The organism is Brevundimonas denitrificans (genome assembly GCF_030160755.1).
Lineage (GTDB): Bacteria > Pseudomonadota > Alphaproteobacteria > Caulobacterales > Caulobacteraceae > Brevundimonas > Brevundimonas denitrificans.
The window spans coordinates 14,959-38,693 of the sequence record NZ_BSOY01000002.1 but is presented as its reverse complement, the minus strand read 5'-3'; the positions used below and the strand labels follow the sequence as shown (position 1 = coordinate 38,693).

23 protein-coding genes are annotated in these 23,735 nt (G+C 63.7%); 4 read left to right on the top strand and 19 right to left on the bottom strand.

Annotated elements, in window-relative coordinates; translation table 11 throughout:
• Positions 1–14: 14 nt before the first annotated feature.
• From QQJ79_RS00930 to QQJ79_RS00880, 11 genes are all read right to left on the bottom strand, one after another.
• A complete protein-coding gene (locus QQJ79_RS00930; RefSeq protein WP_284220138.1) occupies positions 15–1,217 on the bottom strand; it encodes a glycosyltransferase in 1,203 nt (400 codons plus the stop codon).
• Positions 1,214–2,389: an N-acetyl sugar amidotransferase gene (locus QQJ79_RS00925; RefSeq protein WP_284220137.1), complete on the bottom strand. Its 1,176-nt coding sequence runs from the start codon at positions 2,387–2,389 to the stop codon at positions 1,214–1,216. The genes QQJ79_RS00930 and QQJ79_RS00925 overlap by 4 nt, the downstream gene beginning before the upstream one ends.
• Positions 2,390–2,435: 46 nt before the next feature.
• On the bottom strand, positions 2,436–3,737 hold the full coding sequence (locus QQJ79_RS00920) for a lipopolysaccharide biosynthesis protein (protein ID WP_284220135.1): 1,302 nt from the start codon (positions 3,735–3,737) through the stop codon (positions 2,436–2,438).
• A 9-nt stretch (positions 3,738–3,746) separates the two neighbouring features.
• On the bottom strand, positions 3,747–4,499 hold the full coding sequence (locus QQJ79_RS00915) for an AglZ/HisF2 family acetamidino modification protein (RefSeq protein WP_284220133.1): 753 nt from the start codon (positions 4,497–4,499) through the stop codon (positions 3,747–3,749).
• Positions 4,499–5,119 (bottom strand): imidazole glycerol phosphate synthase subunit HisH, encoded by a 621-nt coding sequence (hisH, locus tag QQJ79_RS00910; protein ID WP_284220132.1) that lies wholly within the window; start codon positions 5,117–5,119, stop codon positions 4,499–4,501. The genes QQJ79_RS00915 and hisH overlap by 1 nt, the downstream gene beginning before the upstream one ends.
• Positions 5,116–6,357: a hypothetical protein gene (locus tag QQJ79_RS00905; RefSeq protein ID WP_284220131.1), complete on the bottom strand. Its 1,242-nt coding sequence runs from the start codon at positions 6,355–6,357 to the stop codon at positions 5,116–5,118. Before QQJ79_RS00905 ends, hisH begins: the two co-directional genes overlap by 4 nt.
• A 151-nt stretch (positions 6,358–6,508) precedes the next feature.
• Positions 6,509–7,228 carry a polysaccharide deacetylase family protein gene (locus QQJ79_RS00900; RefSeq protein ID WP_284220130.1) on the bottom strand — a complete coding sequence of 240 codons (720 nt, stop codon included), beginning with the start codon at positions 7,226–7,228 and terminating at the stop codon, positions 6,509–6,511.
• Positions 7,229–7,247: 19 nt separating this feature from the next.
• A complete protein-coding gene (locus QQJ79_RS00895) occupies positions 7,248–8,588 on the bottom strand; it encodes a nucleotide sugar dehydrogenase (protein ID WP_284220129.1) in 1,341 nt (446 codons plus the stop codon).
• A gap of 9 nt (positions 8,589–8,597) precedes the next feature.
• Positions 8,598–9,728 carry a DegT/DnrJ/EryC1/StrS family aminotransferase gene (locus tag QQJ79_RS00890; RefSeq protein ID WP_431307557.1) on the bottom strand — a complete coding sequence of 377 codons (1,131 nt, stop codon included), beginning with the start codon at positions 9,726–9,728 and terminating at the stop codon, positions 8,598–8,600.
• Between the two features lie 12 nt (positions 9,729–9,740).
• Complete coding sequence (locus tag QQJ79_RS00885) at positions 9,741–10,589, bottom strand: UDP-3-O-(3-hydroxymyristoyl)glucosamine N-acyltransferase (protein ID WP_284220127.1); 849 nt, start codon at positions 10,587–10,589, stop codon at positions 9,741–9,743.
• A gap of 41 nt (positions 10,590–10,630) precedes the next feature.
• Positions 10,631–11,767, bottom strand: coding sequence for a Gfo/Idh/MocA family protein (locus tag QQJ79_RS00880; protein WP_284220125.1), 1,137 nt, complete (start codon positions 11,765–11,767; stop codon positions 10,631–10,633).
• A 148-nt stretch (positions 11,768–11,915) separates the two neighbouring features.
• Between QQJ79_RS00880 and QQJ79_RS00875 the strand changes: the two genes are divergently transcribed.
• Positions 11,916–12,305, top strand: a complete 390-nt coding sequence (locus QQJ79_RS00875) for a class-II aminoacyl-tRNA synthetase family protein (RefSeq protein WP_284220123.1) — start codon at positions 11,916–11,918, stop codon at positions 12,303–12,305.
• Positions 12,306–12,336: 31 nt separating this feature from the next.
• Here QQJ79_RS00875 and acs read toward each other — a convergent pair whose 3' ends face one another.
• Positions 12,337–14,286: an acetate--CoA ligase gene (gene acs, locus QQJ79_RS00870; RefSeq protein WP_284220121.1), complete on the bottom strand. Its 1,950-nt coding sequence runs from the start codon at positions 14,284–14,286 to the stop codon at positions 12,337–12,339.
• Positions 14,287–14,600: 314 nt separating this feature from the next.
• Here acs and QQJ79_RS00865 point away from each other — a divergent pair, with 314 nt between their 5' ends.
• Positions 14,601–14,792 (top strand): hypothetical protein, encoded by a 192-nt coding sequence (locus tag QQJ79_RS00865; RefSeq protein WP_284220119.1) that lies wholly within the window; start codon positions 14,601–14,603, stop codon positions 14,790–14,792.
• 75 nt (positions 14,793–14,867) lie between these two features.
• Here QQJ79_RS00865 and QQJ79_RS00860 read toward each other — a convergent pair whose 3' ends face one another.
• Positions 14,868–16,526: an MFS transporter gene (locus QQJ79_RS00860; RefSeq protein WP_284220117.1), complete on the bottom strand. Its 1,659-nt coding sequence runs from the start codon at positions 16,524–16,526 to the stop codon at positions 14,868–14,870.
• A gap of 127 nt (positions 16,527–16,653) precedes the next feature.
• Here QQJ79_RS00860 and QQJ79_RS00855 point away from each other — a divergent pair, with 127 nt between their 5' ends.
• Positions 16,654–16,950 carry a hypothetical protein gene (locus QQJ79_RS00855; protein ID WP_284220115.1) on the top strand — a complete coding sequence of 99 codons (297 nt, stop codon included), beginning with the start codon at positions 16,654–16,656 and terminating at the stop codon, positions 16,948–16,950.
• A gap of 85 nt (positions 16,951–17,035) precedes the next feature.
• Here the strand turns inward: QQJ79_RS00855 and QQJ79_RS00850 are convergent, their stop codons facing one another.
• The 6 genes from QQJ79_RS00850 to QQJ79_RS00825 all read right to left on the bottom strand — a co-directional run bounded on the left by QQJ79_RS00850 (position 17,036) and on the right by QQJ79_RS00825 (position 22,209).
• Complete coding sequence (locus QQJ79_RS00850) at positions 17,036–17,260, bottom strand: hypothetical protein (protein WP_284220114.1); 225 nt, start codon at positions 17,258–17,260, stop codon at positions 17,036–17,038.
• A 205-nt stretch (positions 17,261–17,465) separates the two neighbouring features.
• Positions 17,466–18,560, bottom strand: coding sequence for a sugar kinase (locus tag QQJ79_RS00845; protein ID WP_284220112.1), 1,095 nt, complete (start codon positions 18,558–18,560; stop codon positions 17,466–17,468).
• Entirely contained in the window at positions 18,557–19,837 is a 1,281-nt protein-coding gene (locus QQJ79_RS00840; RefSeq protein WP_284220111.1) for a TRAP transporter large permease, read from the bottom strand. The genes QQJ79_RS00845 and QQJ79_RS00840 overlap by 4 nt, the downstream gene beginning before the upstream one ends.
• Positions 19,838–19,839: 2 nt before the next feature.
• Positions 19,840–20,367 carry a TRAP transporter small permease gene (locus QQJ79_RS00835; RefSeq protein ID WP_284220109.1) on the bottom strand — a complete coding sequence of 176 codons (528 nt, stop codon included), beginning with the start codon at positions 20,365–20,367 and terminating at the stop codon, positions 19,840–19,842.
• A gap of 40 nt (positions 20,368–20,407) precedes the next feature.
• Positions 20,408–21,400, bottom strand: coding sequence for a TRAP transporter substrate-binding protein (locus QQJ79_RS00830; RefSeq protein WP_284220108.1), 993 nt, complete (start codon positions 21,398–21,400; stop codon positions 20,408–20,410).
• The gene (locus tag QQJ79_RS00825) at positions 21,397–22,209 is read right to left on the bottom strand and encodes a 2-keto-4-pentenoate hydratase (RefSeq protein WP_284220106.1); all 813 of its coding nucleotides are present in this window, start codon (positions 22,207–22,209) and stop codon (positions 21,397–21,399) included. Before QQJ79_RS00825 ends, QQJ79_RS00830 begins: the two co-directional genes overlap by 4 nt.
• A gap of 129 nt (positions 22,210–22,338) precedes the next feature.
• On the opposite strand from QQJ79_RS00825, the gene QQJ79_RS00820 reads away from it, so the two are divergent.
• Positions 22,339–23,706 carry a pectate lyase family protein gene (locus QQJ79_RS00820; RefSeq protein ID WP_284220104.1) on the top strand — a complete coding sequence of 456 codons (1,368 nt, stop codon included), beginning with the start codon at positions 22,339–22,341 and terminating at the stop codon, positions 23,704–23,706.
• Positions 23,707–23,735: the final 29 nt, after the last annotated feature.

Below are 23,735 nucleotides of genomic sequence, written 5' to 3'. Positions count from 1 at the left end.
ATCGCTCTCGTCCATCAGGATCGATAGACGGTTTCATATACCCGTGCATCCGCTTCCCACACGGCGTTCGAGGCGAACTCTCTGGCCCGCTCCCGGTAAACAGTGTGGCGTGTTCGCGTGAGCTCGAGGATCTTGGACCTGATCTCGTCATAGGGAACCGACCACCCGATGCCTCCTGCTTCGAGAATCTCTGACAAATGTTGGAGGTTGTCGCTGACGAGTACTGGCAGGCCGGCATGCACATATTCGAAAAACTTGTTTGGAAGTGAGTGCCGATAACTTAGGGGGGCATTGTCGACGACTATAAGACCGATATCTGCTCCACTGGTGTAAGAGATGATCCACTCCCGGGGCACGGCCGGTTGATGATGAATATTCGAATGGCGGCTGACGAACTCATCGACTTCCAACTGGTCCGTTCCTTCCCCATAGCCCATCAGAACGAGATGACACAGTTCCGGCTCCAGTCCGGAGAATATCTCCAACAGCCGGTCAGTACCTCGAGCCCTTCCAAAAAGACCTTGGTAGATGAATACAGTCGCGTCGTCAGAAATATTGAAACGATGCCGAAAATCGCCAGATGATACTTTTCTTAATTCGAGCGCGTCCCGTTCAGGCACATTCCGAACGACGTGGACATTGGCGAGGCCATATCGGTCACGATACCATTCCGCGATCGGCTCACAGACGACCACGACTTGGCTGGCGGCCTTAATGAAGGCGCGTTCCATCATCCCGTGCAGCTTTTGCATCACGGTTCCCAGCCCCGCCCGGCGTGCCTCCAACTCATGTGGCACGTAGACCAGGCGGCTTCCACTCAGTCGGGCGGCCGTCCAGGCAAGGGGAAGCAGCATGAGGTTGTGGCAGCTCACATGGCTTGGTCTGAGCTGCCGGGCGCGACGAACAGCAAGGGAATAGAACTGCAGCATGCTTATCGCCGCAACCACCTTGCGAAGGATAGGGAGTCGACGCAGAATTTCGGCGTCACCGTACCGTCTGATCAGAACGGTCAGGCGTTCGATTTCAAGGCCGTAGCTGGTTACCTCGCTGCGCTTCAGGTCCTTGGCCCACAATCCGACCACCACAACGCGGTCGAAGATGCCTTGCTCCAAGGTGTAGCGGGCCTCTTTGAAGAGTCGGGTCTCGCTCTCGACGCTCGACAAGAAAACATGCAGGTTCAGCCGTCCCTTGACCGCATTCTCCTGGGTTCCGGTCATGAGCGAGGCTTGATTTTTCGGTACGCCTTGGCCACCAGGCGCGCAACAGCGCGAATACGGTTGTACAGGCTCTCGCTATTCGGAAAATCGGTGTACAGGGACGGCCGTTCCGCCATCACCTTGTCGTAGTCCTTCCTGCTCAAGCCAAGCTTCTTGACCCAATAACTCCGGTCCTCCTCGAGCTCGACCGGGTCGTACAGGGGGTTCTGCATTTCTGCTCGCGCCTCCTGCTTGGTCATCTGTCCGGACACGATCAAGCTCGACAGGTGAGCCAATCTCTTATCGTAGCCGAACTTGGTCGGAAGATAGTGAGCCTGAAAGAACTTGGTGAATATGGACTCGTAGTGCTTGCCGCCGTAGTCGCGCCAGCCCAGTTCACTCTTCAGCAGTTCCTTAGCCGCGTCCTTGTTGTAGTCGATGTACTCCAGCGGGCGATGGGTGCGCATGCGCCGAATGAACGGATTCACGACTAGACGGTCCCAGTTCGTCTGCATCGGATAGCGCTTCAACCGCACGGTCCCGAAACGCGCGTGTATTCCTTTGATAGAAACGGGGTCCGACGCGTCGTAGCCCCATGCGCTCGGCAAAATGGACTCGGTCTGCATATTGCCGCCGTTCAGGATGTCGCGAATACCGTACTTCCGCGCTTCCTGCATTAGCGACGCGATGTAGGCATGGTCTTGGGGCACATCAAGGTTCGCGATGCCGGATAGGAAGAAGGCCCGCTGCAGGTCCCGGATTTCCTCCCAGTCGATCACAAGCGTATGCAGGTCGAGCCCGAGCCGCTGGACGATGTTCTGAATATTGTTGACTGCGAGTTCGGAGTTCCAGCCGGCGTCCACGTGCACGACGAGTGGCCGAAGACCCAGCTTCTTGACAGCCAGCCAGGCGAGATAAGAGCTGTCCACGCCGCCCGAGAGGCCCATGATGCAGTCGTAAGGTTTGCCTTTGCCCTGTCGCTTCAGGTGAGCGACCATTGCATCCAGCTTGGCCTGTCGCTGGGAGGGATCTCCTGCCCGCGCCATATAGACGTCGTAATCCCGGCAATGGTTGCACACGCCCTCATCGTCGAAGGTGATCTTCGGATCTGACGTGTCCATCAGGCATCGGTGGCACTCCCGATAGGGGTGCTGGTGCAGAATGTCCGTAAACGGATTATTGAAATGGCTCATGGATTGACTTCATGCGGTTCGGAAAATCAGGCGACGAGGGGCGCTGTCAACCCGGGGCTGTGACGCGGGAGGCGTCGATTTGACTGTAGGCGAATTGGCGAGACACCAGCAGACAGAAGACGTACCACGCCCCGACGCCAATGCTGTAGGCCCACAGCACTTCGTATAACGAAACGCCGGGTTTGAGCAAAGGCGGAACCAGGAACGTTGTCAGACTGATCGCCATCAGGCCTGTCTGCCAAAGGAAATCGAGTTTCTGATGGCCGCGGATGATCCAGACATAGCTCAGCGGCGAAGAAACAAATCTGACGATCAGCAATAACCCGATGGCCTGTATCAACGCGCCTGACTGGTTCCATTGGCTGCCAAATATGATCGGAAACACATAGGGAACGATCAGAATGATCGGAACCAGAAACGCGACCGCCGCTACCCCCATCAAAAGGAAGAACCGATTGAATGTTTGACGGCAATGACCGTGTTCGTTGAACTCTTGAGCCGCTTGTTGACGGAATATGTCCTGAGCGCTGGTGGCGATGAAGGTGAGGGGGAAGTTCACCATTCGACTGGCCAGTGAAAACTGACCGAGTTGCGCGACCCCGAACAGCCGCCCGATGATCAGTTCGGGCAGAAATCCGCAGACGCTATTCACCAGATTGGCCGGCACGGTCCAGAGCGGCAGGGTCCGGTGCTTTTTGAAGCGGTACAAACCTGAGCGGAGGCCAAATTCCGGTCTTAACCGCTTCAGGTCCCCAAGGAATGGAGCCACGAGCAGCATCACGGCGAGTCCGTATCCGCAGAGGTTGGCGAGGATGAAACCAATGGCGCCGGGATTCATGACGCCAATGCCGATCTGGAGTCCCGCGGTCGATACCCCCAGCACAATCCTGTTTCGCGCCAGTAGGTGGAACTGCTTGGACCGGATCGCCCAAGTGTAGAGACAGGTGAAGATGCCCGAGAGCAGCGCGGTCAGCGGCAGCCAAGGCAGGTAGGGGAGGACCGCCTCGCCGAACATCGCCGCCATCGCCACGTGCGGAACGCCAAATACCAAGCCGATGAGCACCGCACAGAAGATGATGGTGACAGTCATCGCGAGCAGCGTGGCGTGGGCAGCATCTACTTCCTCGACTTCCAGCAGGGCAGCGTTCGTCAGCGCTAAGGCCGAGATTCCCGCCAGGATGGACGAGAGCGCAAAAAACACGGCATAAATGCCGAATTCCGCTGGCGTATAGAGCCTTGCTATGATCGGAGCGCTCAGGAGCGGAAGGAGTTGAACCAATGCCGAACTGCCGACAAATGAGGCATGCCCAAGGTTGAAGGCCGACAGCAGATTTCGGACGAAGGTCATGGGTACCCGTCAGAATCCGTCACGTTCGGCCGACGATGGGTAGGTAATAAGCACAGCGCGGTGCTTGCCCTGGAACACGAACAGCGCTCCGGCGGCGGCGGCGGATGCGCCGGCGTCGATGACCGCAGACTTCAGGTCGTCTATGGAGGACGCCCCTCCCGCGGCGATCACGGGAACGGATACGGCGGCGGCTATACGGCGCACGAGATCGAGGTCATACCCGATCATTTCCCCGTCGCGGTCGATGGCGTTGATCATGATTTCGCCGACTCCACGGCGTTCAAGCTCACGCGCCCAGTCTTCAGGCGAACTCGCGACCTTTTCCTGCCCGCCATGGATCATGACCTGTTCCCGGCCGGTCCAGCTACGCTTGACGTCGATGGAGCCGACAATGGTGGAACTGCCGAAATGTTCGGTGAGGTGGGGAATGAGGGCAGGGTCGGTCCAGCCCGCCGAGTTGATGATGATCTTCTCGATCCCGATCGCCAGGATTTCCCGAACCATCTCGCTCGACTTGATCCCGCCGCCATAAGCAAGGGGCATGAAACACTCGCCTGCGATGTTCTTGAGAGTCTCGAGGTCGGGATCGCCACCAGACCGCGCCGCCTCGATGCTGAGGAAGGCCAGTTCATCGACTTCCTTCTCATTGAAGATGCGGACCGCGTTGATTGGATCGCCGATGTACACGTCGTCGCGGAACTTGCGGGTCTTGTAGAGGCCAGCGTTCTTAAGAAGCAGAACCGGTATGATGCGGGAGCGCATTAGGCAGGAAGCTCCGAGAAATTCCTGAGGAAGCGCATCCCGAAGCTATGGCTTTTCTCGGGATGAAACTGAACGCAGTGAAGGTTATCCCGGCTCAACCCGCAGGCGAAGTCGAAGCCATAGGTCGATGTCACCGAGGCCAACTCGGGCTTGTCAGGCTTCATGTAATAGGAGTGAACGAAATAGAATCGCGGCGAGGCTTCGTAGCCCTGCATCAGAGGATAGCCTTCCCGGCACTGCACCTCCCGCCAGCCCATATTGGGCAGTGGCCATTTTCCGGGAATATCATTGAACGTCATCCTGCACGTTTCCGCCTCGAACCAGCCAAGGCCCGATTCCACTCCCTCTTCGCTGGATCTCGTCATTAACTGGGCGCCTAGGCAAATGCCCAAGACTGGTACGCGATCCTCCAGTGCGCGCTCCTGTAAGAGATCGACAAGCCCTGACTCCCGGAGTTGCCGCGCGCCTGTGTCGAAGGCGCCGACGCCCGGCAGGATCAGCTTGGCCGCAGACCTTATCGCGTCGGGGTCTGAACTGATCGTCGCCGGCGCGCCGATCTTGCGCAACATGTTCTTGATGGAGCCGAGATTCCCGATCCCGTAGTCGACGATGACGATCATCTGGCCTCTCCCGCCGCCTTGGGTATGGGCATCTTGCACATGAATCCCAACATGAACCAGAAAACCGACCAGGTCATGAATGTGTACGCTGTTCCGAGGGCCAAGATGGCGCTCATGAACATCAACTGCTGAACGTCGGGCTGGCTCAGACGGCGCACCGGAAACCTGCGCGAGTAGGACAGGAACAGCACGACGCACAAAAGGGCCGTGCCCACCAACCCCGTGTGCGTGAGGAACGACAGCAGGCTGTGCGGGTAATTTCCTATCCCTGAACCGGCCATCACCTCAGCGGAAAAGTGACCGAAGACCGGCCCCACGGCAAATTGTCTGCCGAAGTCGCTCATCAACTCCAGCCGTCCGTCGAGCGACGAAAGTCCACCACCGCCAAGAAGAACAGCAAAGCGGGTACTTTCGAGGGTCTGCGTGAACAGGTCGCTTTTAAGATAAATAATGGCAACAAAAGACAAAGATGCAAAGGCAATTATCTTGTATTTTAATGTCAATTTCGACAAAGCCGCCCAAAAATAAACGAGCAGACCGACCATCCAGAACCCGACAATTGATGTCGACTGCATCCGGGCAACCGCCGTGACAGCCAAAGTGCCTATGACCAGCAGCCCAACCACGACGGGAATGGGGACTTTACCTCCCCATATTACTTGGGTAAATATCATCAATATCAGCAATATCAGAATAAGATTATTAGCGACAGATTGGTAAGACAGGCTAAATACCGGATAACTTAAGTAGGTCGCGGAAAAAAGCGTTAGGATTATCCCGACGATCACGGTGATTGATAAGAACAAGCGTTTTTGTAGTCGCGCCTGAGGAGAAGCTATGGGCAAGTGAATGTAACTTGCGGCAGCGGCTGTCCCGACGCCAAGAAGCAGCCAGTTCAGAATTCCGTATCGGGAGAGAAACATGGCTAGAAGGGAAGTATCGATCGCCGTGTTCGCGACGACAGTTGCGATATAGGATATCAAAAGCACGCAAAGCAGGAGTACATCGGCCATTAACCTCCTGCTTATAACGGCACGCGCGATCAGCGCGGCCCCGATGGCATGGCAAATTGCAAATCCGGCCAGATCAAGACGTGTGCCAGTCAGGCCGAACGTGTCGATAGCCATGGAGCGACAGAGCTGAATTAGAAGAACAAATACGAAGACAACAGACAAGATACCGTATAGTGAAAAACCGCCGTTTGATCGTCCATTTCCATAATATTGGTCGATCTTCATTTCTGGCATCCTCGTTGGCACCCGGAACCGGTCGGGTGCCGCGCTATCTCAATCCCGAACGGCGCCTGGGCCGAATTATGGTCAAGTCTAGAGGACAGAGTTTTACACCCTGGATCAACCACATCGTTCGTCGACGGAAAATACCGCCTCATCAATAGGCCACGTTGTGAACGGAGAGGGCCTTGCTGAATGATCTGCAGTTGGCCTCGATGTGAGTGAGGAATCTTTCAATCCGATCACTCACATATCCGTCGAGCTGCGCCTGGGATTCCGCCTCTCCTCGAACCCACCAGATCGGATGGGTCAGGAGGTGAATCGTGGTTCTGTTCGCGAACGCTTGGCTGTCAAGCGGACTGCCAAATCGCCATCTTCCTTGGGAGTCGGAGCAATAGAAGACATCTTTTGAATATCGACTTTGATAGGTGTGAGCGATACCCGCTATCTCGCCCTCATGAGACAAGATGGCCTCGTTCGGTCGATGTATACTAATGATATCAACCGGTACACCAAACGCGTCCCGGAAGACGGCAACCTCTCTTAACAACCCCTGCTCCATGTCGTCATAGATCACTGGATCGAAGTGTAGGCTTATCTTGTGTCCCAAGGCTGCAATTTCACGTATCCTGTGTGAGTTGTAGGACGACAGGGGGTTATAGGAGTCGCTGGACAACATGAAGTAGTATGTTGCCGCCACTCCCATTTGCGCTTCAATCTTGGCCATGCGGAGCGCGTACTCCGTGTCGAAATCGATATCATGTCGCAAATAGATAGTCGTCTCCGGAGAGGGGGCACCAGCAGACATCGTAGCGAACCGGTATCCCGCTTCCGCGATCTCGGAAATGAATTTCGCGTACTCGGGAAAAGCGCCCATATTCAGTTATCCTCCAGTTTCACGCTTTGATGACGTTTGGATGTTCTTCTCGGTATTTTCCGCGCGTATCGACCACAAGGTTCGAATGCTTCAGAATTGTGGCGTAGTCGAAGTCCGAGTGGTCCGTTAGAAGTATGGCGGCATCATAGGATTCCAGCACTTCCGGCGTGGGATCTATGGAGGAGAGTTCAAATTTGTGCTCACGCATCCTGGGAAAGATCGGCACGTTGGGATCAGAATATTCCACAATCGCTCCGCGGTCGCGCAGCAGCTCCATGACCAGCACGGAAGGCGATTCCCGCATATCATCGACGTCCCGCTTGTAGGCGATCCCCAGAGCGAGGATGCGGCTCCCCTTCAGCGATTTCTGACGATCATTCAGCGCGTCGGCGATCTTCGCCACCACCCATTGAGGCATGTCGCGGTTGATCTCGCCGGCCAACTCGATGAAGTGGGTCGACACGCCGTATTCCTTGGCCTTCCAGGTCAGGTAGAAGGGGTCGATCGGGATGCAGTGCCCGCCGAGGCCCGGCCCCGGGTAGTAGGCGGTGAAGCCGAACGGCTTGGTCTTGGCGGCGTCGATCACCTCGAAGATGTCGATATCCATCTTGTCAGCGATGATCTTCATCTCGTTGACCAGGCCGATGTTGACTGCGCGGTGGATGTTCTCGAGCAGCTTGGTCAGTTCGGCCGCCTGGGTCGAGGAGACCGGCACAATCTTGTCCACAGCCACGCTGTAGAGGCGTTCTCCGACTTGTCGGCAGGCGGCCGTGGAGCCGCCGACGACTTTCGGGATGGAATGGGTGCTGAAATTCGGGTTGCCGGGGTCTTCCCGCTCGGGCGAATAGACGAGGAAGAAATCGTCGCCGATCGTGAACCCTCGTCCATCGATGAAGGGACGCAGGACTTCCTCGGTGGTGCCCGGCCAGGTCGTGCTTTCCAGCGACAGCATCTGGCCCGCGCGCAGATGCGGCGTGATCGCCTTCATGGTCTCGACAATGTAGGAGAGGTCCGGCTCGCGGTGCCGGCTCAGCGGGGTCGGGACACAGATGATGATGGCCTCGACCTCGCCGATGCGCGAGAAGTCGGACGTCGCCTCAAAGCCGCCTGCCGCCATCGCAGCAATGTCTTTGGAGGGGATGTGCTTGATCGGACTCTCGCCGGCGTTCAGGTCCGCAATGCGCTGGTCGTCGATATCGAAGCCGAGGACGGGATAGCCGACCTCATGAAAGCGCAGCGCCAGGGGAATGCCCACATAGCCCAGGCCGAGGATGCCGATGCGCGCCTTGCGCTGCTCCACCAGGTCCATGAATTTGGCTACGGCCGGTGCGGGGGACTGCGACGTCGAATGTTCGTTCACGGCTGATGCTCAAACGTTGGGGGTTATGGCGGAGATGAGGGCGGACGACACCTGATCGACCTCCTCGTCTGACAGATAGGGGTGCATGGGCAGGCTGAGGACCAACTGGGACAACTGCTCGGCGACCGGCAGGGAGCCCTCTCCGGCGCCGTATTCCAGGTAGGCGGACTGGAGGTGCATCGGGCGGGGGTAATAGACGTTGGACGGGACGCCCGCGGCCTTGAGGCGAGCCTGGACACCATCACGGTCGGCGACCTTGACGGTGTACTGGGCCCAGGCGAAGCGATCGTCGCCCTCGGCGGCCTGCGGCGTGGCGACGTGACCCTTCAGGCGCTCGGTGTAACGCTGTGCGACCGCGTGCCGCTTTTCGAGTTCATCGCCGAACGCCGCCAGCTTGGGCAGCAGAATGGCGGCCTGAAGCGTGTCGAGGCGGCTGTTCACCCCGACGCGGACCACGTCGTACTTCTCAGCGCCCTTGCCGTGCAGGCAGATGGAGCGGATCACGTCGGCGATCCGGTCATCGTCGGTGAAGACCGCGCCGCCATCGCCGTAGCAACCCAGGGGCTTGGCGGGGAAAAAGCTCGTGGTGGTGATGTCGGCGATGCCCGAGCCGACGCGACGGCCCTTGAAGCTGGCGCCGAACCCTTGCGCGGCGTCGGAGATAAGGGCGAGGCCGTGCCTGTTGGCCAGGTCCCGGGCGCGGTCGTAGTCCACGGGCAGTCCGAACAGATCGACGGTCATCAGGGCGGCGGGGCGCAGCACGCCTTCCTTCTGCGTCCGCTCGATGGCCGCTTCGGCGCTGTCGAAGTCGATGTTGAAGGTGTCGGGGTCCGAATCCACGAACACAGGGCGGGCGCCCAGGAGCAGGATCACCTCGGCCGTCGCCGTATAGGTGAAGCTGGGAACAAAGACCGCGTCGCCGGCGCCGATGCCCAACGCCATCAGGGCGAGCTGCAGGGCGTCTGTGCCATTGGCGCAGGTCACAACCCGTTTCGCGCCGCTGAACGCACCCAGCGCGGTCTCAAGCTCCCGGACCTCCGGGCCCTGGATGAACGCCTGCGCGTCGAGGACGCCCTGGATGCGCGCGTCAATCTCTGGCTTGAGCAGGGCGTACTGGGTCTTCAGGTCGATGAACTGCATGGAAATTCCGGATTAGCGAACAGAGCGGAGATGGGTCAGGAACCGATCATGGGGGATGGCGAAATTGCCGCTGACCGTGGCGCCGGCGGGCACATCGCGCGTCACGACGGCGCCGATGCTGACCTTGGCCTTTTCGCCGATGCGGGCCCCGTTGATGATGACCGAGGATGGTCCGATATAGGCCTCGTCCCCAATCTCGACGCGGCCGAGAATATTGACCAGGGCGCAGATCTGGACCCGACGTCCGATCTGAACGTCGTGGGCGATATAGACCAGGTTGTCGACCACCGTCTCCTCGCCAAGGGTGGTCTCGCCGCCAAACAACGCGCGGGCCACGCAGACGTTCGCCAGCAACTCGACGTACGGCCGCAGCCGGACACCGCCGAGCTGGGGGATGATGCGCTGGCGCCCGCCAATGATTCCGGTGTTGAAGCCGGGAACACCCAGACTGACCCCGGGATGGAGCACGCAATCATCTTCCACGACGACGCCGGGGGCGATCGACACGTGAGAGCCGATGCGCACCCGTGCGCCGATCTCCACGCCATGGTCAGCGATCCGGGCGGAAGGGTCGATGACGGCGCTGGGGTCGATCCGGTTGGGACGGGCGCGCAGTTCGGCCTCGCGCTTCTCCGCGAGGCGGGCGTGCAGTTCGGCGTGAGCCGTATCCGGCTTCTCGGCGATCGCCACCGCAAACCGGGGGTCGAGGCCTGCGGCGATATCGCGCGTGGTGATGACGGCGGCGACCCGCGGGTTGGCGTTGACCTCGTCCAGATATTTCGCCGAGCGCAGAGGCACGCACAGTCCGTCAAGGAGCGTGGACAGCTTGCCGGTGAGCACAAACGGCCCGTCGCGCAGCACGTCCAGTCCGGCGAGGCCCTGAAATTCGCTTAGTTGATGACTCATGAGCCGCCCATCGCCGCCGCGTCGGCGCGACGGAGCAGTCGCAGGACGGGAATGGCTTCCTCCGGTCCCGTACGGGTCTCTTCCTCGCCCCGCGCAGCCGCCAGGAAGGTTCTCAATTCAGCCTCCAGCGGCTCTTCAGCAGGCCAGGCGACCGGCTCGCCCTCGCTCTTCACGAAGCGCGGTCCGGCTCCCGTCACGTCCACATAGTCCCGATAGATGACAAGCTTGCGGTCGCGCTCGGACGCTGTGTCCTCGAAGACCAGGGCGCCCTTGGTTCCGAGCACCGTCAGCTTGTGCTCCTTGTAGGGCGAGATCCAGGAGACGTTGACCTGGGCGGTAAGGCCGCCGGTAAAGCGAAGCTGAACGAAATACTGGTCGGGAATCGACGGGTTCACCACCCGGACGGGCAAGGCTGAAACCTGATCCGGTTCCGCACCGGCCAGGCCGAGAATCATGGAGAAGTCGTGCGGCGCCATGCTCCAGAGCGCATTTTCCTCGGTACGGATCGCGCCCGGGTTCAACCGGTGAGATGTAATATGCCGCAGTTCGCCGATCTCACCGGCGGCGACGAGTTTCTTCAGCGTCACAAAGGCGGGGTGATACTGCAGCAGGTGGCCGACCATAAGCGTCAGGCCGCGCTCCTTCGCCAGCACAGCCAGCGCCTCCGCGTCCTCCAGCTCAAGCGCCAGGGGCTTTTCGACAAACACCGGCTTGCCGGACTCCAGCGCCCGGCGCGCCAGCCAGGCGTGATCCACCGCCGGGGCGGCGATGACCACCGCGTCGATCCCGTCGGCGAAGGCGGCGTCCAGATCACTGACTATACGCACGCCCAGCTCTTCGGCATACGGCGTGAGCGCCACGACGGCCGGATCCACGATCACCTCCAGGGCGCCGAGCCGCGCCAGGACGCGCGCGAGGTTGCGCCCCCAGCGGCCACAACCGATGAGCGCCACGCGGACGCTTTTGCCTGTTTGTTCGACCATGTTGGCGCTGCAACTCTTGATAATGAAATCCCGGAGACGGGCTTGATCGTTCGCCGTCTCCTTCCCCGCCGCGCCACCTAGATGATTTTGCAGGAGAAAGGTAGGGTCGGCGGCGGAAAAGTTGTGCGCTGCCCTTCCCTGTATGAACAATCGCGCAACATGGGAATCGGGCGGCCGCGGCGAGGCGCAAAGAGGGACCGCGCTCTCGTATGCCCATCCGCTCTGTTGATGCAGGAGCGGCGGAGCCCCCTACCGGCGGAGGGGGTCAGAGGGTCGGCTCTTCGGCAGCGCCGAACATGTGGCGCGCGAGCTCGACTACTATTTCGACTGGTTTCTGGATCTCTTGCGCGAATGGGACGTCGGCTTTCGCGCGACGACCGCGAACGATCCGTTTTTCGCATCGTCTTCGGACGGTAAGCGCCTGTTCCAGACCGCCTTCGCACTCAAGCGCGAAGTCCGGTTGCGCGTCCCCGGCGACGAACGCTGGATATCGGTCGCCTCCTTCAACAATCATTCCGCCAGTCTGGTCAACGCGTTCTCGATCACCGGCGCCGGGGGGCCGGGGCTCGTTTCAGGGTGCGTCGGGTTCGGGTACGAGCGGCTGCTTTACGGCCTCTACTGCGCGTTCGGCCTTGATCCCGCCACCTGGCCGAAGCCGTTTCATCCCAAGGGGTCGCTCGCCCGTTGAAAGACGTATCCGCGTCAGCGCCACGGAGATCTCAGCGCGGCTTTGAGGCTCCCTTCACCAACTCCTCCACCACCCCCGGGTCCGCCAGCGTCGATGTATCGCCCAGCGCATCGATCTCCCCCTCGGCGATCTTGCGCAGGATCCGCCGCATGATCTTGCCCGAACGGGTCTTGGGCAGGCCCGGCGCCCAGTGGATCACGTCGGGGGCGGCGATCGGGCCGATCTCCTTGCGGACGTGGATCACCAGGGCCCGTTTCAGGTCGTCGTGCGGTTCGACCCCGGCGTTCAGGGTGACATAGGCGTAGATGCCCTGGCCCTTGATGTCGTGGGGGAAGCCGACCACGGCCGCCTCGGCCACGGCGCCGTGCAGGACCAGGGCGCTCTCGACCTCGGCCGTGCCCATGCGGTGGCCGGAGACGTTGATGACGTCGTCGACCCGGCCGGTGATCCAGTAGTAGCCGTCCTCGTCGCGGCGGCAGCCGTCGCCGGTGAAATATCTGCCCGGATAGGCGCTGAAATAGGTGTCGAAGAAGCGCTGGTGGTCGCCCCATACGGTGCGCATCTGGCCCGGCCAGCTGTCAGTGATGCACAGGTTGCCGCTGGCCGCGCCCTCCAGCACCACGCCGTCGGCGTCGACCAGCTGCAGCTCGACGCCGGGCAGGGGTTTGGTCGCCGAGCCCGGTTTGAGGTCCGTGGCGCCGGGCAGGGGCGACACCAGAATCCCGCCGGTCTCGGTCTGCCACCAGGTGTCGACGATCGGACAGCGGCCCTCGCCGACGATCTCATGATACCAGCGCCAGGCTTCGGGATTGATCGGCTCGCCGACGCTGCCCAGCAGACGCAGGCTCTTGCGGCTGGTCGCCTTCACCGGCCCGTCGCCCTCGCGCATCAGGGCCCGCAGCGCCGTGGGGGCGGTGTAGAAGATCTCGACCTGGTGCTTGTCGATGACCTGCCAGAAGCGGCTGTAGTCGGGATAGTTGGGCACGCCCTCGAACATCAGGGTCGTCGCGCCATTCGCCAGCGGGCCATAGACGCAATAGCTGTGGCCGGTGACCCAGCCGACGTCGGCCGTGCACCAGAACACCTCGCCGGGGCGGTAGTCGAACACCAGCTCATGCGTCCAGGCGGCCCAGAACAGATAGCCGCCCGTGGTGTGCAGCACCCCCTTGGGCTTTCCCGTCGAGCCCGAGGTGTAGAGGATGAACAGTGGATCCTCGGCGTTCATCGGCTCGCACGGGCAGTCCGCGCTGACGCCGTGTTTGGCCTCGCCGTAACGGACGTCGCGGCCGGCTGTGATCGGGATGTCGGCGTTGGTGTGGGAGATGATCAGCACCGTCTCGACGACGCCGGCGCCCGGCCGTTCCAGGGCGGCGTCGACATTGGCCTTGAGCGGCACGCGCTTGCCGCCGCGCAGGCCTTCGTCGGCGGTGATCACGATCTTCGAGCCGCAGTCCTCGATCCGGCCCGCCAGGCTGTCGGGCGAAAAGCCGCCGAAGACGACGGAGTGGACGGCGCCGATGCGGGCGCAGGCCAGCATGGCCACGGCCGCCGCCGGGATCATCGGCAGATAGAGGGTGACGCGGTCGCCCTTCACCACGCCGAGGCCCTTCAGGACATTCGCCATGCGGCAGACTTCGGCGTGGAGCTCGCGATAGGTCAGGCCGCCGGACTGGGTCGGTTCATCCCCTTCCCAGATGATCGCCGTCTCATCGCTGCGTTCGGCCAGATGCCGGTCGAGGCAGTTCCACGCGACGTTGAGCACGCCGTCGCCGAACCAGCGGATGCGGAAATCGGCCTTGTCGAAGGACACGTCCTTGATCGAGGTGGGCGCGGTCATCCAGTCGAGGCGGCGGGCCTGCCCGGCCCAGAAGACGTCGGGGGTTTCGCGGGCGGCGATGCGGGCGGCTTCGTATTCCGACTTCGTCATTCGCGCGCGCTGCGCCCATGCCGGGGGGACGGGATAGAGGTCCGGGTCGCTCATGGAGACGTCCTTCATCTGTGACGAAGCAGACTCGGTCAGCGAGGCGCCAAGGAAGCCGGGGTGTCTGCCATCCGACGGCATGCATACCGCGCGGGCGGTGGATGCAAATCCAAAATCGTAGTCTGGAGGGGTGACAGGGAAATCCGTGTACGCTCGCTCGCCGGCGCCAGGCGCCCTGACCGGCCGCGTGCTGGCGACGGAGAGACGAATCGCCATCACTCCATCTCTCTGATAGAAGCGCCGGCCGGCGTGTTCCGGGCATTTGGAGCCAGCTGATGGCGCGAGACCCTTTCAAGATAAAACGCGCGGACCCGTTGCTCGTACAGATCGTCATCGGCGTCCTGCTGCTTCTGGTCGTCGGGTTGCTGGCCACCTATGTGCTGCGGCCGGGACGCAGTCCGGCCGAGGACGCTCGAACGGCGGCTGCCATTGGCAGTATGGACGAGGCCCAGGTCGAGGCGGATGAGCGCCGCGAGGAAAAGCGCAGCGCCGCCGCCCTGCTTTAATCAGGAGAGGCCGTCAGCGCGCCCGGACTTCCGGGATCGTGTTAGTCGCGCTGCGACCGATCCTCTGCTGGCGCCTCAGTCATGGATGTCCACGTCCTTGCGGTCGCGGATGAACAGGAAGCCGACTACCACGGTGACCAGGGCCACCACCACCGGATACCACAGGCCGTAGTAGATATTGCCCGTGGCCGCGACCATGGCGAAGGCCGTGGTGGGCAGGAAGCCGCCGAACCAGCCGTTTCCGATGTGATAGGGCAGGGACATCGAGGTGTAGCGGATATTGGTCGGGAACATCTCGACCAGGGCCGCCGCGATCGGGCCGTAGACCATGGTCACATACATCACGAGCAGGAACAGGATGGCGACGACCAGCGGCTTGTTGACCAGGGCGCTGTCAGCCCTGGCGGGATAGCCGGCGGCGGCCAGGGCGGCGCCGAGGCCGGCCTCCCATTCTGTCTTGCGGGCGGCGAAGTCGGGGCGGGAGAGCGCCGCGCCGTCGAAACTGGTCACGACCACATCGCCGATACGGACTTCGGCTGTCGATCCCGCCGGGGCGGCGATGTTGGCGTAGGTCACCCCGGCCTTGGCCAGCCAGGACTTGGCCAGATCGCAGGAACTGTCGAACACGGTCTTGCCGATCGGGTCGAACTGCAGGGCGCAGTCGGCGGGATCGGCGTACACGCTTACAGGTGCGGTGGCCGTGGCCGCCGCCAGTTGTGGGTTGGCCGCGCCGGTCAGGGCGTGGAACAGCGGGAAATAGGTCAGGGCGGCCAGCAGGCAGCCGACGAGAATGATCGGCTTGCGGCCGACCTTGTCTGACAGCCAGCCCCAGAAGACGAAGAAGGGCGTGGCCAGCAGCAGGGCCACGGCGATCAGGATATTGGCCAGCGGGCCGTCGACCTTCAGCGTCTTCTCGAGGAAGAACAGGGCGTAGAACTGGCCGGTGTACCAGACCACCGCCTGGCCCGCCGTCAGGCCGACCAGGGCCAGCAGCACCAGTTTGAGGTTGGGCCATTTCGCGAAACTGTCCTTGAGCGGCGTCCTCGAACCCTTGCCCTCGGCCTTCATGCGGGCGAAGGCCGGGCTCTCGGCCAGTTTGAGCCGGATCCATAGCGACACGCCGAGCAGCAGGATCGAGACGAGGAAGGGAATGCGCCAGCCCCAGTCCTTGAAGGCGTCCTCGCCGACCGCGGTGCGCACGCCCAGGATGACCAGCAGACTCAGCATCAGCCCGGCGGTCGCGGTGATCTGGATGAAGGAGGTGTAGAAGCCGCGCTTTCCGGGTGGCGCATGTTCGGCGACGTAGGTCGCGGCCCCGCCGTACTCCCCGCCGAGCGCGAGGCCCTGGACCAGCCGCATGGCGATCAGGATCGCCGGCGCGGCCACGCCGATGGCGGCGTAGGACGGCAGCAGGCCGACGACGAAGGTCGACAGTCCCATCAGCAGCATGGTCACCAGGAAGGTGTTCTTGCGCCCCCACAGGTCGCCCAGCCGGCCGAAGAAGACGGCCCCGAACGGCCGGACCGCGAAGCCCGCGGCGAAGGCCATCAGGGCGAAGATGTAGCCGGTGGTCTCGTTGACGCCGGAGAAGAACTGGACGGTGATGATCGCCGCCAGCGAACCGTACAGATAGAAATCATACCATTCGATCACCGTCCCCACCGAGGAGGCGAGGATGACGAGCCGGTCGTTGCGATCGACGGTGTGCTCCTCGGCGGCGGCGCTGTCGGTCATACGGTCCCTCCCGGCTCGTGTCGGAGGGAGCCTAGACCGGGAAACCGGAAAGCGCATCCGGTCGACGGCGCGTCGTTGACTCTCGTTCTCTTCTGTCTCTCGCTGCGGACCAGCAAGAGGGGATGGAATGGCGGACAACGACCTCTACCGACGCCGGCTTGTGGAACGGCTCGAACGCGAGAAGGCGGATGCGCACCAGGACATCGCCCGGGCGCAGGCGGATGAAGCACGGGCTCGCGCGAGGGTCGCAGAGAAGGCGGCGGCCATTGAACGGGTGCTTGCCGCCCGGGAGCCGCAGGCCGACGAATGCAAGCGATGCCGGTTCGAGTTCGGCCGGACTTCGGTTCTCAGGCCCGTGCCGTCGAAGTCAAAGGTCGCCCGCTTCCAGTGTTCGCTCTGCGGAGACGAGGAAGAGCGGGCCTGAGTCCGGCCGCGCGGCGGGGCGCAAAGCAAAGCCCCCGCCGCTTGCGCGACGGGGGCGATATTTGTGACCAGAACGGTCGAAAGGCTTAGTCGCTCTCGCTGTCGTCATCGGTGGCGACGACGATCAGGGTGATCAGCGCGGCGCCGCCGAGGAGCAGCACAGCGATCGGCACGCCGGCGAACTCGCTCGAGGCGCCGGCTTCAGCGCCGATACGGTCGCCGACGCGGACGGTCGCGCTGTTGTTCTGGGCGGCGGCCTGACCTGCGACGAGCAGGAGGCCGGCTGTGATGGCTGCAATGGTTTTCTTCATCAGTCAGTCTCCGGGGTTGAGTGGCACTTAATGAATGCACATAGCCGAGGTTGCATACAGAAATGTGAATGAACAGCCCCGCTTGTCAATTTGTCCACGATTCAATCCCGGTGGTTGCGCCGCCGCTGTAGTCAAAAATGCGTATGCGGACTGAATCGGCGTGGTTTCAGAGGGATGCTCCCGACAACCGGAAGTCATGGACAGACTAACGGATCGCCGCCGCCCCGCGTCCGTCGGCGAGGGCGGCGACCTCATCCCGGGACGTCATGGCGTTGTCGCCGGGGGTGGTCATGGCCAGCGCCCCGTGGGCCGCGCCATAGTCGACCGCTGTCCGGGATCCGAGGCCGTTCAGGAAGGCGTACGCCATGCCCGAGACGAAGCCGTCGCCGCCGCCCACGCGGTCGAGAACCGCGATCTCGCGCACCGCCGTGGCATAGCGTTTTCCGCCTGCCCAGAGGACAGCGCCCCAGCGGTTGATCGAGGCCGAGATCGGGTCGCGGAGGGTGGCGGCGAAAATCCTGACATTGGGCAGGTCGGCGGCCGCGCGGGCGACCAGGGCGTCGAACGGCGCGGCGTCGGTCGGGTCCGCGCGCGGGGCGTGACCGCTGATGCCGAGGCAGGACTCATATGCATATTCGTCGCCGATCAACACATCGACCAGGCCGGCGATCTCCCGGTTGACCCGACGGGCGGCGTCGGGGTCCGGATGGCTGGACCACAGGCTGGCGCGGTAGTTGAGGTCGTAGCTGACCACGACCCCGTGGCGTTTGGCGGCGCGGATGGCGGCGAGCGTCGTCGCGGCCGTGCTTTCCGACAGGGCGGCGAAGATGCCGCCGGTGTGGAGCCAGCGCACGCCCTCTCCGCCGAACAGGGCGTCCCAGTCGACCTCATCCGGCCGCATCTGTGAGGCGGCGGAATTGGCCCGGTCCGAGGCTCCGAGGGCGCCGCGCACGCCGAACCCGCGCTCGGTGAAATTCAATCCCATCCGGGTGTTGCGGCCTACGCCGTCAGCCTCGCGCCACAGGATGTGGGACGTATCGACGCCGCCCTGCAGGATCAGGTCCTCGGCGAGGGCGCCCATCTCGTTGCGCGGCAGGGCCGTGACGACCGAGGTGCGCAGGCCGAAGGTTTTCCGCAGGCCGCGCGCGACATTGTATTCGCCGCCGCCCTCCCAGACCTGGAAGGACCGGGCCGTGCGGATCCGGCCCTCGCCCGGGTCGAGACGAAGCATGACCTCGCCCAGGGCGACGCAGTCCCAGCGGCAGTCTTCGGCCGGGCGAACGGCCAGCGGGTCTGTCATTTCATCAGCGAGGGCAGCCACAGCGAAAGCGCCGGGACGAAGGTGACCAGCATCAGCACCCCGGTGCAAGCGAGATAGAAGGGCCAGATCGAGCGCAGGCTGTGGGTCATCGGCACGCGGGCGATGGCGCTGCCGACGAACAGCACCGATCCGACCGGCGGAGTGATCAGGCCGATGCCGCAGTTGAGCAGCAGGATGACGCCGAACTGCACCGGGTCCACGCCATAGGCCTTGGCCACAGGCAGGAAGATCGGCGTGCAGATGATGATCAGCGGCGCCATGTCCATGAAGGTGCCGAGCACCAGCAGGATGACGTTGATCAGCAGCAGGATCAGGATCGGGTTGTCGGTCAGGGTCTGCAGCAGATCGACCATCATGGTCGGCACCTGCATATAGGCCATCAGCCAGCCGAAGGCGCCGGCGCAGCCGATGATGAACAGCACGGCGCCCGAGGTTCGCGCCGCGCCGGTGCAGGCGGCCTTGAAGGCGGTCCAGCTCATGTGGCGATAGACGATGCCGGTCACGACGGTGGCGTAGACCACGGCGATGGAGGCGCTCTCGACCGCGGTGAAGACGCCCCCCCGGATGCCGCCGAAGATGATGCCGACCAGCAGCAGGCCGGGGATGGCCGCGACCAGCCGGGTCAGCACGGTCCCGAAGCCCGGGAAGGGTTCGGCGGCATAGCCGCGGCGCCGCGCCAGGACATAGGCGGTGACCATCAGGGACATGGCCAGCAGGCCGGCCGGAAGGATGCCCGCCGCGAACAGGTCGGAGATCGACACTCCGCCCCCGGCCGAGGCCGAATACAGGATCATATTGTGTGAGGGCGGCACCAGCAGGGCCACCAGCGCCGCCGAGATGGTGACGTTGACGGCGTAGTCGCTGTCATAGCCGCGCTTCTGCATCTGGGGGATCATGGTGCCGCCGATGGCCGAGACGTCGGCGATGGCGCTGCCCGAGACGCCGCCGAACAGGGTCGAGCCGACGACCGTGACCTGGCCCAGGCCGCCGCGGATATGGCCCACCATGGAGGAGGCGAGGGCGATCATCCGGTCGGACAGGCCGCCCTTCATCATCAACTCGCCGGTGAAGATGAACAGGGGAATGGCCAGCAGGGCGACCGAGGTGATGTCGGATCCCATCTGCTGGAACACCACGATCGGCGGCAGGGCCAGGTACAGCACTGTGGCCAGGGTCGCAGCCAGCAGGGAGAAGGCGACCGGCACGCCGATGGCCAGAAGAATGGCCAGAAGGCCGAAAAGGATGATGTATTCCATGATCAGTCCTCCGCCCCGGAGGCGTCTTTGGGGGCGTCGGCCACGGGCGCGTGATAGTCGCCGGTCAGAAGGCGTTCGAGCGCGAAGATCAGGATCAGGCCCCCGCCCACGCACAGGGCCGCGAACTTCAGGCCTGATGGCAGGGGCGCGCCCGCCATGGGCACCGGCCAGTCGTCGATCATCAGGGTTCCGCCCAGCACCATCAGTCCTGCGCCCGCGGCGGCGGCGATCAGGCGGGAGACCGACTTCATCAGCCACTGCACCGGCGTCGGCATGGCGTGCTGCAGAGACTGGAAAGCGAAATGGCTTTCGCGCCGTACGGCCACCGAGGCCCCGAACATGACGGCGAAACTCATCAGCAGAAGGGCCAGGGGCTCGGTCCAGCCGGGGCTGTCGTTCAGCACATAGCGGGCGAAGACCTGCCAGGCCTGGATCAGGGCCATGAGCACCAGGGCGATCCCGGCCAGGGCCATGGCGAGCAGCGCCAGACTGTCGAGCGCACGGGCGAAGCCGCGTCGAGGTTCAGACATCTTCGGGCCCTCCCTGAGCGCCGATGGTTTGCGCGGCCGTTCAGGCGACCGCTGCGATCCGTTCGTGGAGCGCGCGCAGGCGCGGCTCGGCGAGATATTTGTCCAGCACCGGCCGGACGGTGGCGGCGAAGGCGGCCTTGTCGACCTCGGACACCTGGGTTCCCGCTGCGATGACGGTGGCGCGGGCCCTGGCCTCGCGTTCGTCCCACAGGGCCCGCATGACCGGCACCGAGCGGCGGGCGACGTCGCGGACCAGGTCCTGGTCGGCGGCGCTCAGCCGCTCGAGGCTGGCCTTGGACATCAGCAGGGCGTCCGGCGAGAAGGAGTGTTCCGTCTGGCTCCAGAAGCGGGCGACCTCGAACTGGCGGCTCGACTGATAGCTGGGCCAGTTGTTTTCCGCCCCGTCGATCAGATGGGTCTGCAGCGAGGAGAAGACGGCGCCGAAGGTCAGGGGTGTGGGATTGGCGCCCATGGCCCGGATGGAGTCGAGGAAGATGTCCGACTGCGGCGCGCGCATCTTCAGGCCGCGCATCTGCCCCGGTTCGCTGACCGGATGGCGGACATTGTAGAAGCAGCGCGGGGCGGCGTCGTAATAGGCCAGGCCGACCAGACCCCGGCCCTCGAAGACATTGAGCAGCTCCGTGCCGATGGCGCCGTCGACCACGGCCCGCACATGGGCGACCGAGCGGTAGACATAGGGCAGGGCCAGCAGCCGGGTCTCGGGGAAGGCGTTGTTCAGGGCGGCTACGGCGACGCGGCAGATGTCGACCGCCTGGAAACGGGTCAGGCCGATGGAGTCATCCTCATTGCCCAGTTGTCCCGCCGGGAACTGGCGTACGCCGAGGCGGCCGTCGGTGAGGCGACCCAGCTCGTCGCCCATCCATTTGACCGCGGTGACGGTCGGATAGTCGGCTGGGTGGACGTCGACGGCGTTGAAGATGGTCCGGCCATTGGCGGCCGGGCGCGGCGCGCAGGCGGCGAGGCCGAGGCCGGACAGGCCCGCGAGACCGAGCGTGCGACGGGTCAGGCTCATGCGATGGCTCCTGTCGCCGGGACCGCGAGACAGTCGATACGCCCGTCGGGCCCAAAATCTGCGGAGGCGGACTGACCGGCGAAGATATCGTGCACCCCGGTGGCGGCGCCCGTCGAGACCAGCTGTCCCGCCTCCAGCCGCCGACCCCGCCGGTGCAGCAGGTTCAGCAGGAAGGCCAGGGAATCGAGCGGTCCGCCGGGAATGGCCGTCGCGCCGCCGCGCCCGACGACGACGTCGTTGATGCTCATGGTGCAGGTCAGGCTGGACAGGCGCTCGCGCCAGCCGACGATCTCGCCGCCCAGAATCAGGCCGGCGTTGTTGCCGAAGTCCGACGCCGTGACGGCCGGACCGTGGTCGTTGATGCCCGCGAAGGGACTGCCCGCGATCTCGACGCCGGCGAAGATCCGGGACACCAGCGGAGCCACCGTATCGACGGTCCAGTCGCCCCGATCCGGGGCGGTCTCGCCCGTTTCGAGCACATATTCCGCCTCGACCGCCGCGAAGCCGCCCTCGATCACGCCGAACCGGGTCGGGGTGTGCGCGGCCGTCCAGACGTTGCGCGAAAAGATCGGCCCGGCCAGCCGCCCGGCGCCGAAGCGCGCATCGTGCGGGGCGTTGATCCGGCCCAGTTTCCAACCCGCGATCCGGTCCGGCCAGGCGGCGATCGCCTCATCCTGGATGGCGTAGGCGGCCTCGAGCGATTCAGGCTGCAGGCCCGGATAGGCCTCGAGCGCACGCCCGCTGCGGCGCGCGCCGACAAAGGCCCGCGCGATCGGCGAAGTCGCTGAATTATCGTGTGCGTGGCTCACGCCGCCTCCCTGTTGCGGCAGACATTGCGCAGGAAGGAAACCGGTGTCAATTTGAATCCGGCGAAGCCTTTCCGGCGCCGCCCCGGCTCAAGGTCGCGACGACAGGCGACCGTGCGATAGGATGGAATCATGACCCTGCTCCGCCTCGCCGCCCTCGCGGCCGCCCTCATTCTCCCCGCCGGGCCCGCCTCGCCCGCACTGGCGCAGGAGGTCGCGCCGGTCGTGGCCGACGCCCCGCTGCCGGCCTTTCCCGGCGCCCTGGGCTGGGCGGCGCAGACGCCGGGCGGGCGGGGCGGGCGAATCATCCGGGTCACCAATCTGGACGCCGCGGGCCCTGGCTCATTGCGTGAAGCCATTGAGGCCGAGGGCCCCCGGATCGTGGTGTTCGAGGTGGGCGGGGTCATCGACCTGGGCCGCCAGACGCTGCGCCTGCGCAACCCCTTCATCACCATCGCAGGCCAGACGGCGCCCTCGCCGGGCGTCACCATCATCCGCGGCGGCATGGACATCACCGCCCATGACGTCGTGGTCCAGCACATCCGCATCCGGCCGGGTTCGGCCGGCGGCGAGTGGATGAGCGGCTGGGACGAGGACGGCATCTCCACTATCGGCGCGTACAACGTCATCATCGACCACTGCAGCCTGACCTGGGCGACCGACGAGAACCTGTCGGCCTCGGGACCGCGCTTCACCGGGTCGACGCCGCAGGAATGGCGCCAGGGCACCAGCCACAACATCACCTTCTCGAACAATCTGAACGGCGAGAGCCTGGCCTATTCGACCCATTCCAAGGGCGAGCACTCCAAGGGATCGCTGATCCACGACAATGTCACCGGCCTGCTGATCGTCGGCAATCTGTACGCCCACAACTATGAGCGCAGCCCCCTGTTCAAGGGCGGGGTGCACGGGGTGATCGTCAACAACCTGATCTACAATCCGGGGCCGCGGGCCATCCACTACAACCTCGCGCCCGAGGAATGGGGGACCGTTCCATTCGAGGTCGGCAAGATGACGGTGATCGGCAACGTCCTGCGCGCCGGCCCGTCGACGCCGAGCGAGCATCTGGCCTTCATGATGATCGGCGGGGCCGGCGACGTGGAATACTACGGCCGCGACAACATCGCCGTGGACCAGGTCGGGGAGCCGATCCGGATGTTCGGGCGGTACACCACCAGCCCGGCCCGGATCATCCAGGTGCGCCGCCCGCCGGTGTGGTGGGAAGGGCTGACGCCGATGGCGGCCGAGGACGTCCAGCGCGCCGTGCTGTCCCGGGTCGGCGCGCGGCCCTGGGACCGTGACATGCGCGATGTGCTGCTGATCGCCGAGGTGGCCGAGGGGCGCGGCGAGATCATCGATCACGAGCGCGAGGTCGGCGGCTATCCGGCCGTCGTTGAGGCCACGCGCAAGCCGTTCAATCCCGACGACTGGGACCTGCGTTTCATGACGCCGTTGCGCGAAGAGGTGCTGGATCGCCCGGCCGTGCGGCGCGGGACGTGACCGCTGACAGCGCCTGCGGCAACGGCTAA

What these genes read in the sequence shown, in the direction of transcription:
- QQJ79_RS00850 (WP_284220114.1), bottom strand. Translation starts at nt 17,260, where the DNA reads ATGAAGAAAACCATTGCAGCCATCACAGCCGGCCTCCTGCTCGTCGCA.
- QQJ79_RS00860 (WP_284220117.1), bottom strand. Translation starts at nt 16,526, where the DNA reads ATGACCGACAGCGCCGCCGCCGAGGAGCACACCGTCGATCGCAACGAC.
- QQJ79_RS00840 (WP_284220111.1), bottom strand. Translation starts at nt 19,837, where the DNA reads ATGGAATACATCATCCTTTTCGGCCTTCTGGCCATTCTTCTGGCCATC.
- acs (WP_284220121.1), bottom strand. Translation starts at nt 14,286, where the DNA reads ATGAGCGACCCGGACCTCTATCCCGTCCCCCCGGCATGGGCGCAGCGC.
- QQJ79_RS00900 (WP_284220130.1), bottom strand. Translation starts at nt 7,228, where the DNA reads ATGGGCGCTTTTCCCGAGTACGCGAAATTCATTTCCGAGATCGCGGAA.
- QQJ79_RS00930 (WP_284220138.1), bottom strand. Translation starts at nt 1,217, where the DNA reads ATGACCGGAACCCAGGAGAATGCGGTCAAGGGACGGCTGAACCTGCAT.
- QQJ79_RS00890 (WP_431307557.1), bottom strand. Translation starts at nt 9,728, where the DNA reads ATGCAGTTCATCGACCTGAAGACCCAGTACGCCCTGCTCAAGCCAGAG.
- QQJ79_RS00905 (WP_284220131.1), bottom strand. Translation starts at nt 6,357, where the DNA reads ATGAAGATCGACCAATATTATGGAAATGGACGATCAAACGGCGGTTTT.
- QQJ79_RS00820 (WP_284220104.1), top strand. Translation starts at nt 22,339, where the DNA reads ATGACCCTGCTCCGCCTCGCCGCCCTCGCGGCCGCCCTCATTCTCCCC.
- QQJ79_RS00855 (WP_284220115.1), top strand. Translation starts at nt 16,654, where the DNA reads ATGGCGGACAACGACCTCTACCGACGCCGGCTTGTGGAACGGCTCGAA.
- QQJ79_RS00845 (WP_284220112.1), bottom strand. Translation starts at nt 18,560, where the DNA reads ATGACAGACCCGCTGGCCGTTCGCCCGGCCGAAGACTGCCGCTGGGAC.
- QQJ79_RS00830 (WP_284220108.1), bottom strand. Translation starts at nt 21,400, where the DNA reads ATGAGCCTGACCCGTCGCACGCTCGGTCTCGCGGGCCTGTCCGGCCTC.
- QQJ79_RS00920 (WP_284220135.1), bottom strand. Translation starts at nt 3,737, where the DNA reads ATGACCTTCGTCCGAAATCTGCTGTCGGCCTTCAACCTTGGGCATGCC.
- QQJ79_RS00835 (WP_284220109.1), bottom strand. Translation starts at nt 20,367, where the DNA reads ATGTCTGAACCTCGACGCGGCTTCGCCCGTGCGCTCGACAGTCTGGCG.
- hisH (WP_284220132.1), bottom strand. Translation starts at nt 5,119, where the DNA reads ATGATCGTCATCGTCGACTACGGGATCGGGAATCTCGGCTCCATCAAG.
- QQJ79_RS00915 (WP_284220133.1), bottom strand. Translation starts at nt 4,499, where the DNA reads ATGCGCTCCCGCATCATACCGGTTCTGCTTCTTAAGAACGCTGGCCTC.
- QQJ79_RS00925 (WP_284220137.1), bottom strand. Translation starts at nt 2,389, where the DNA reads ATGAGCCATTTCAATAATCCGTTTACGGACATTCTGCACCAGCACCCC.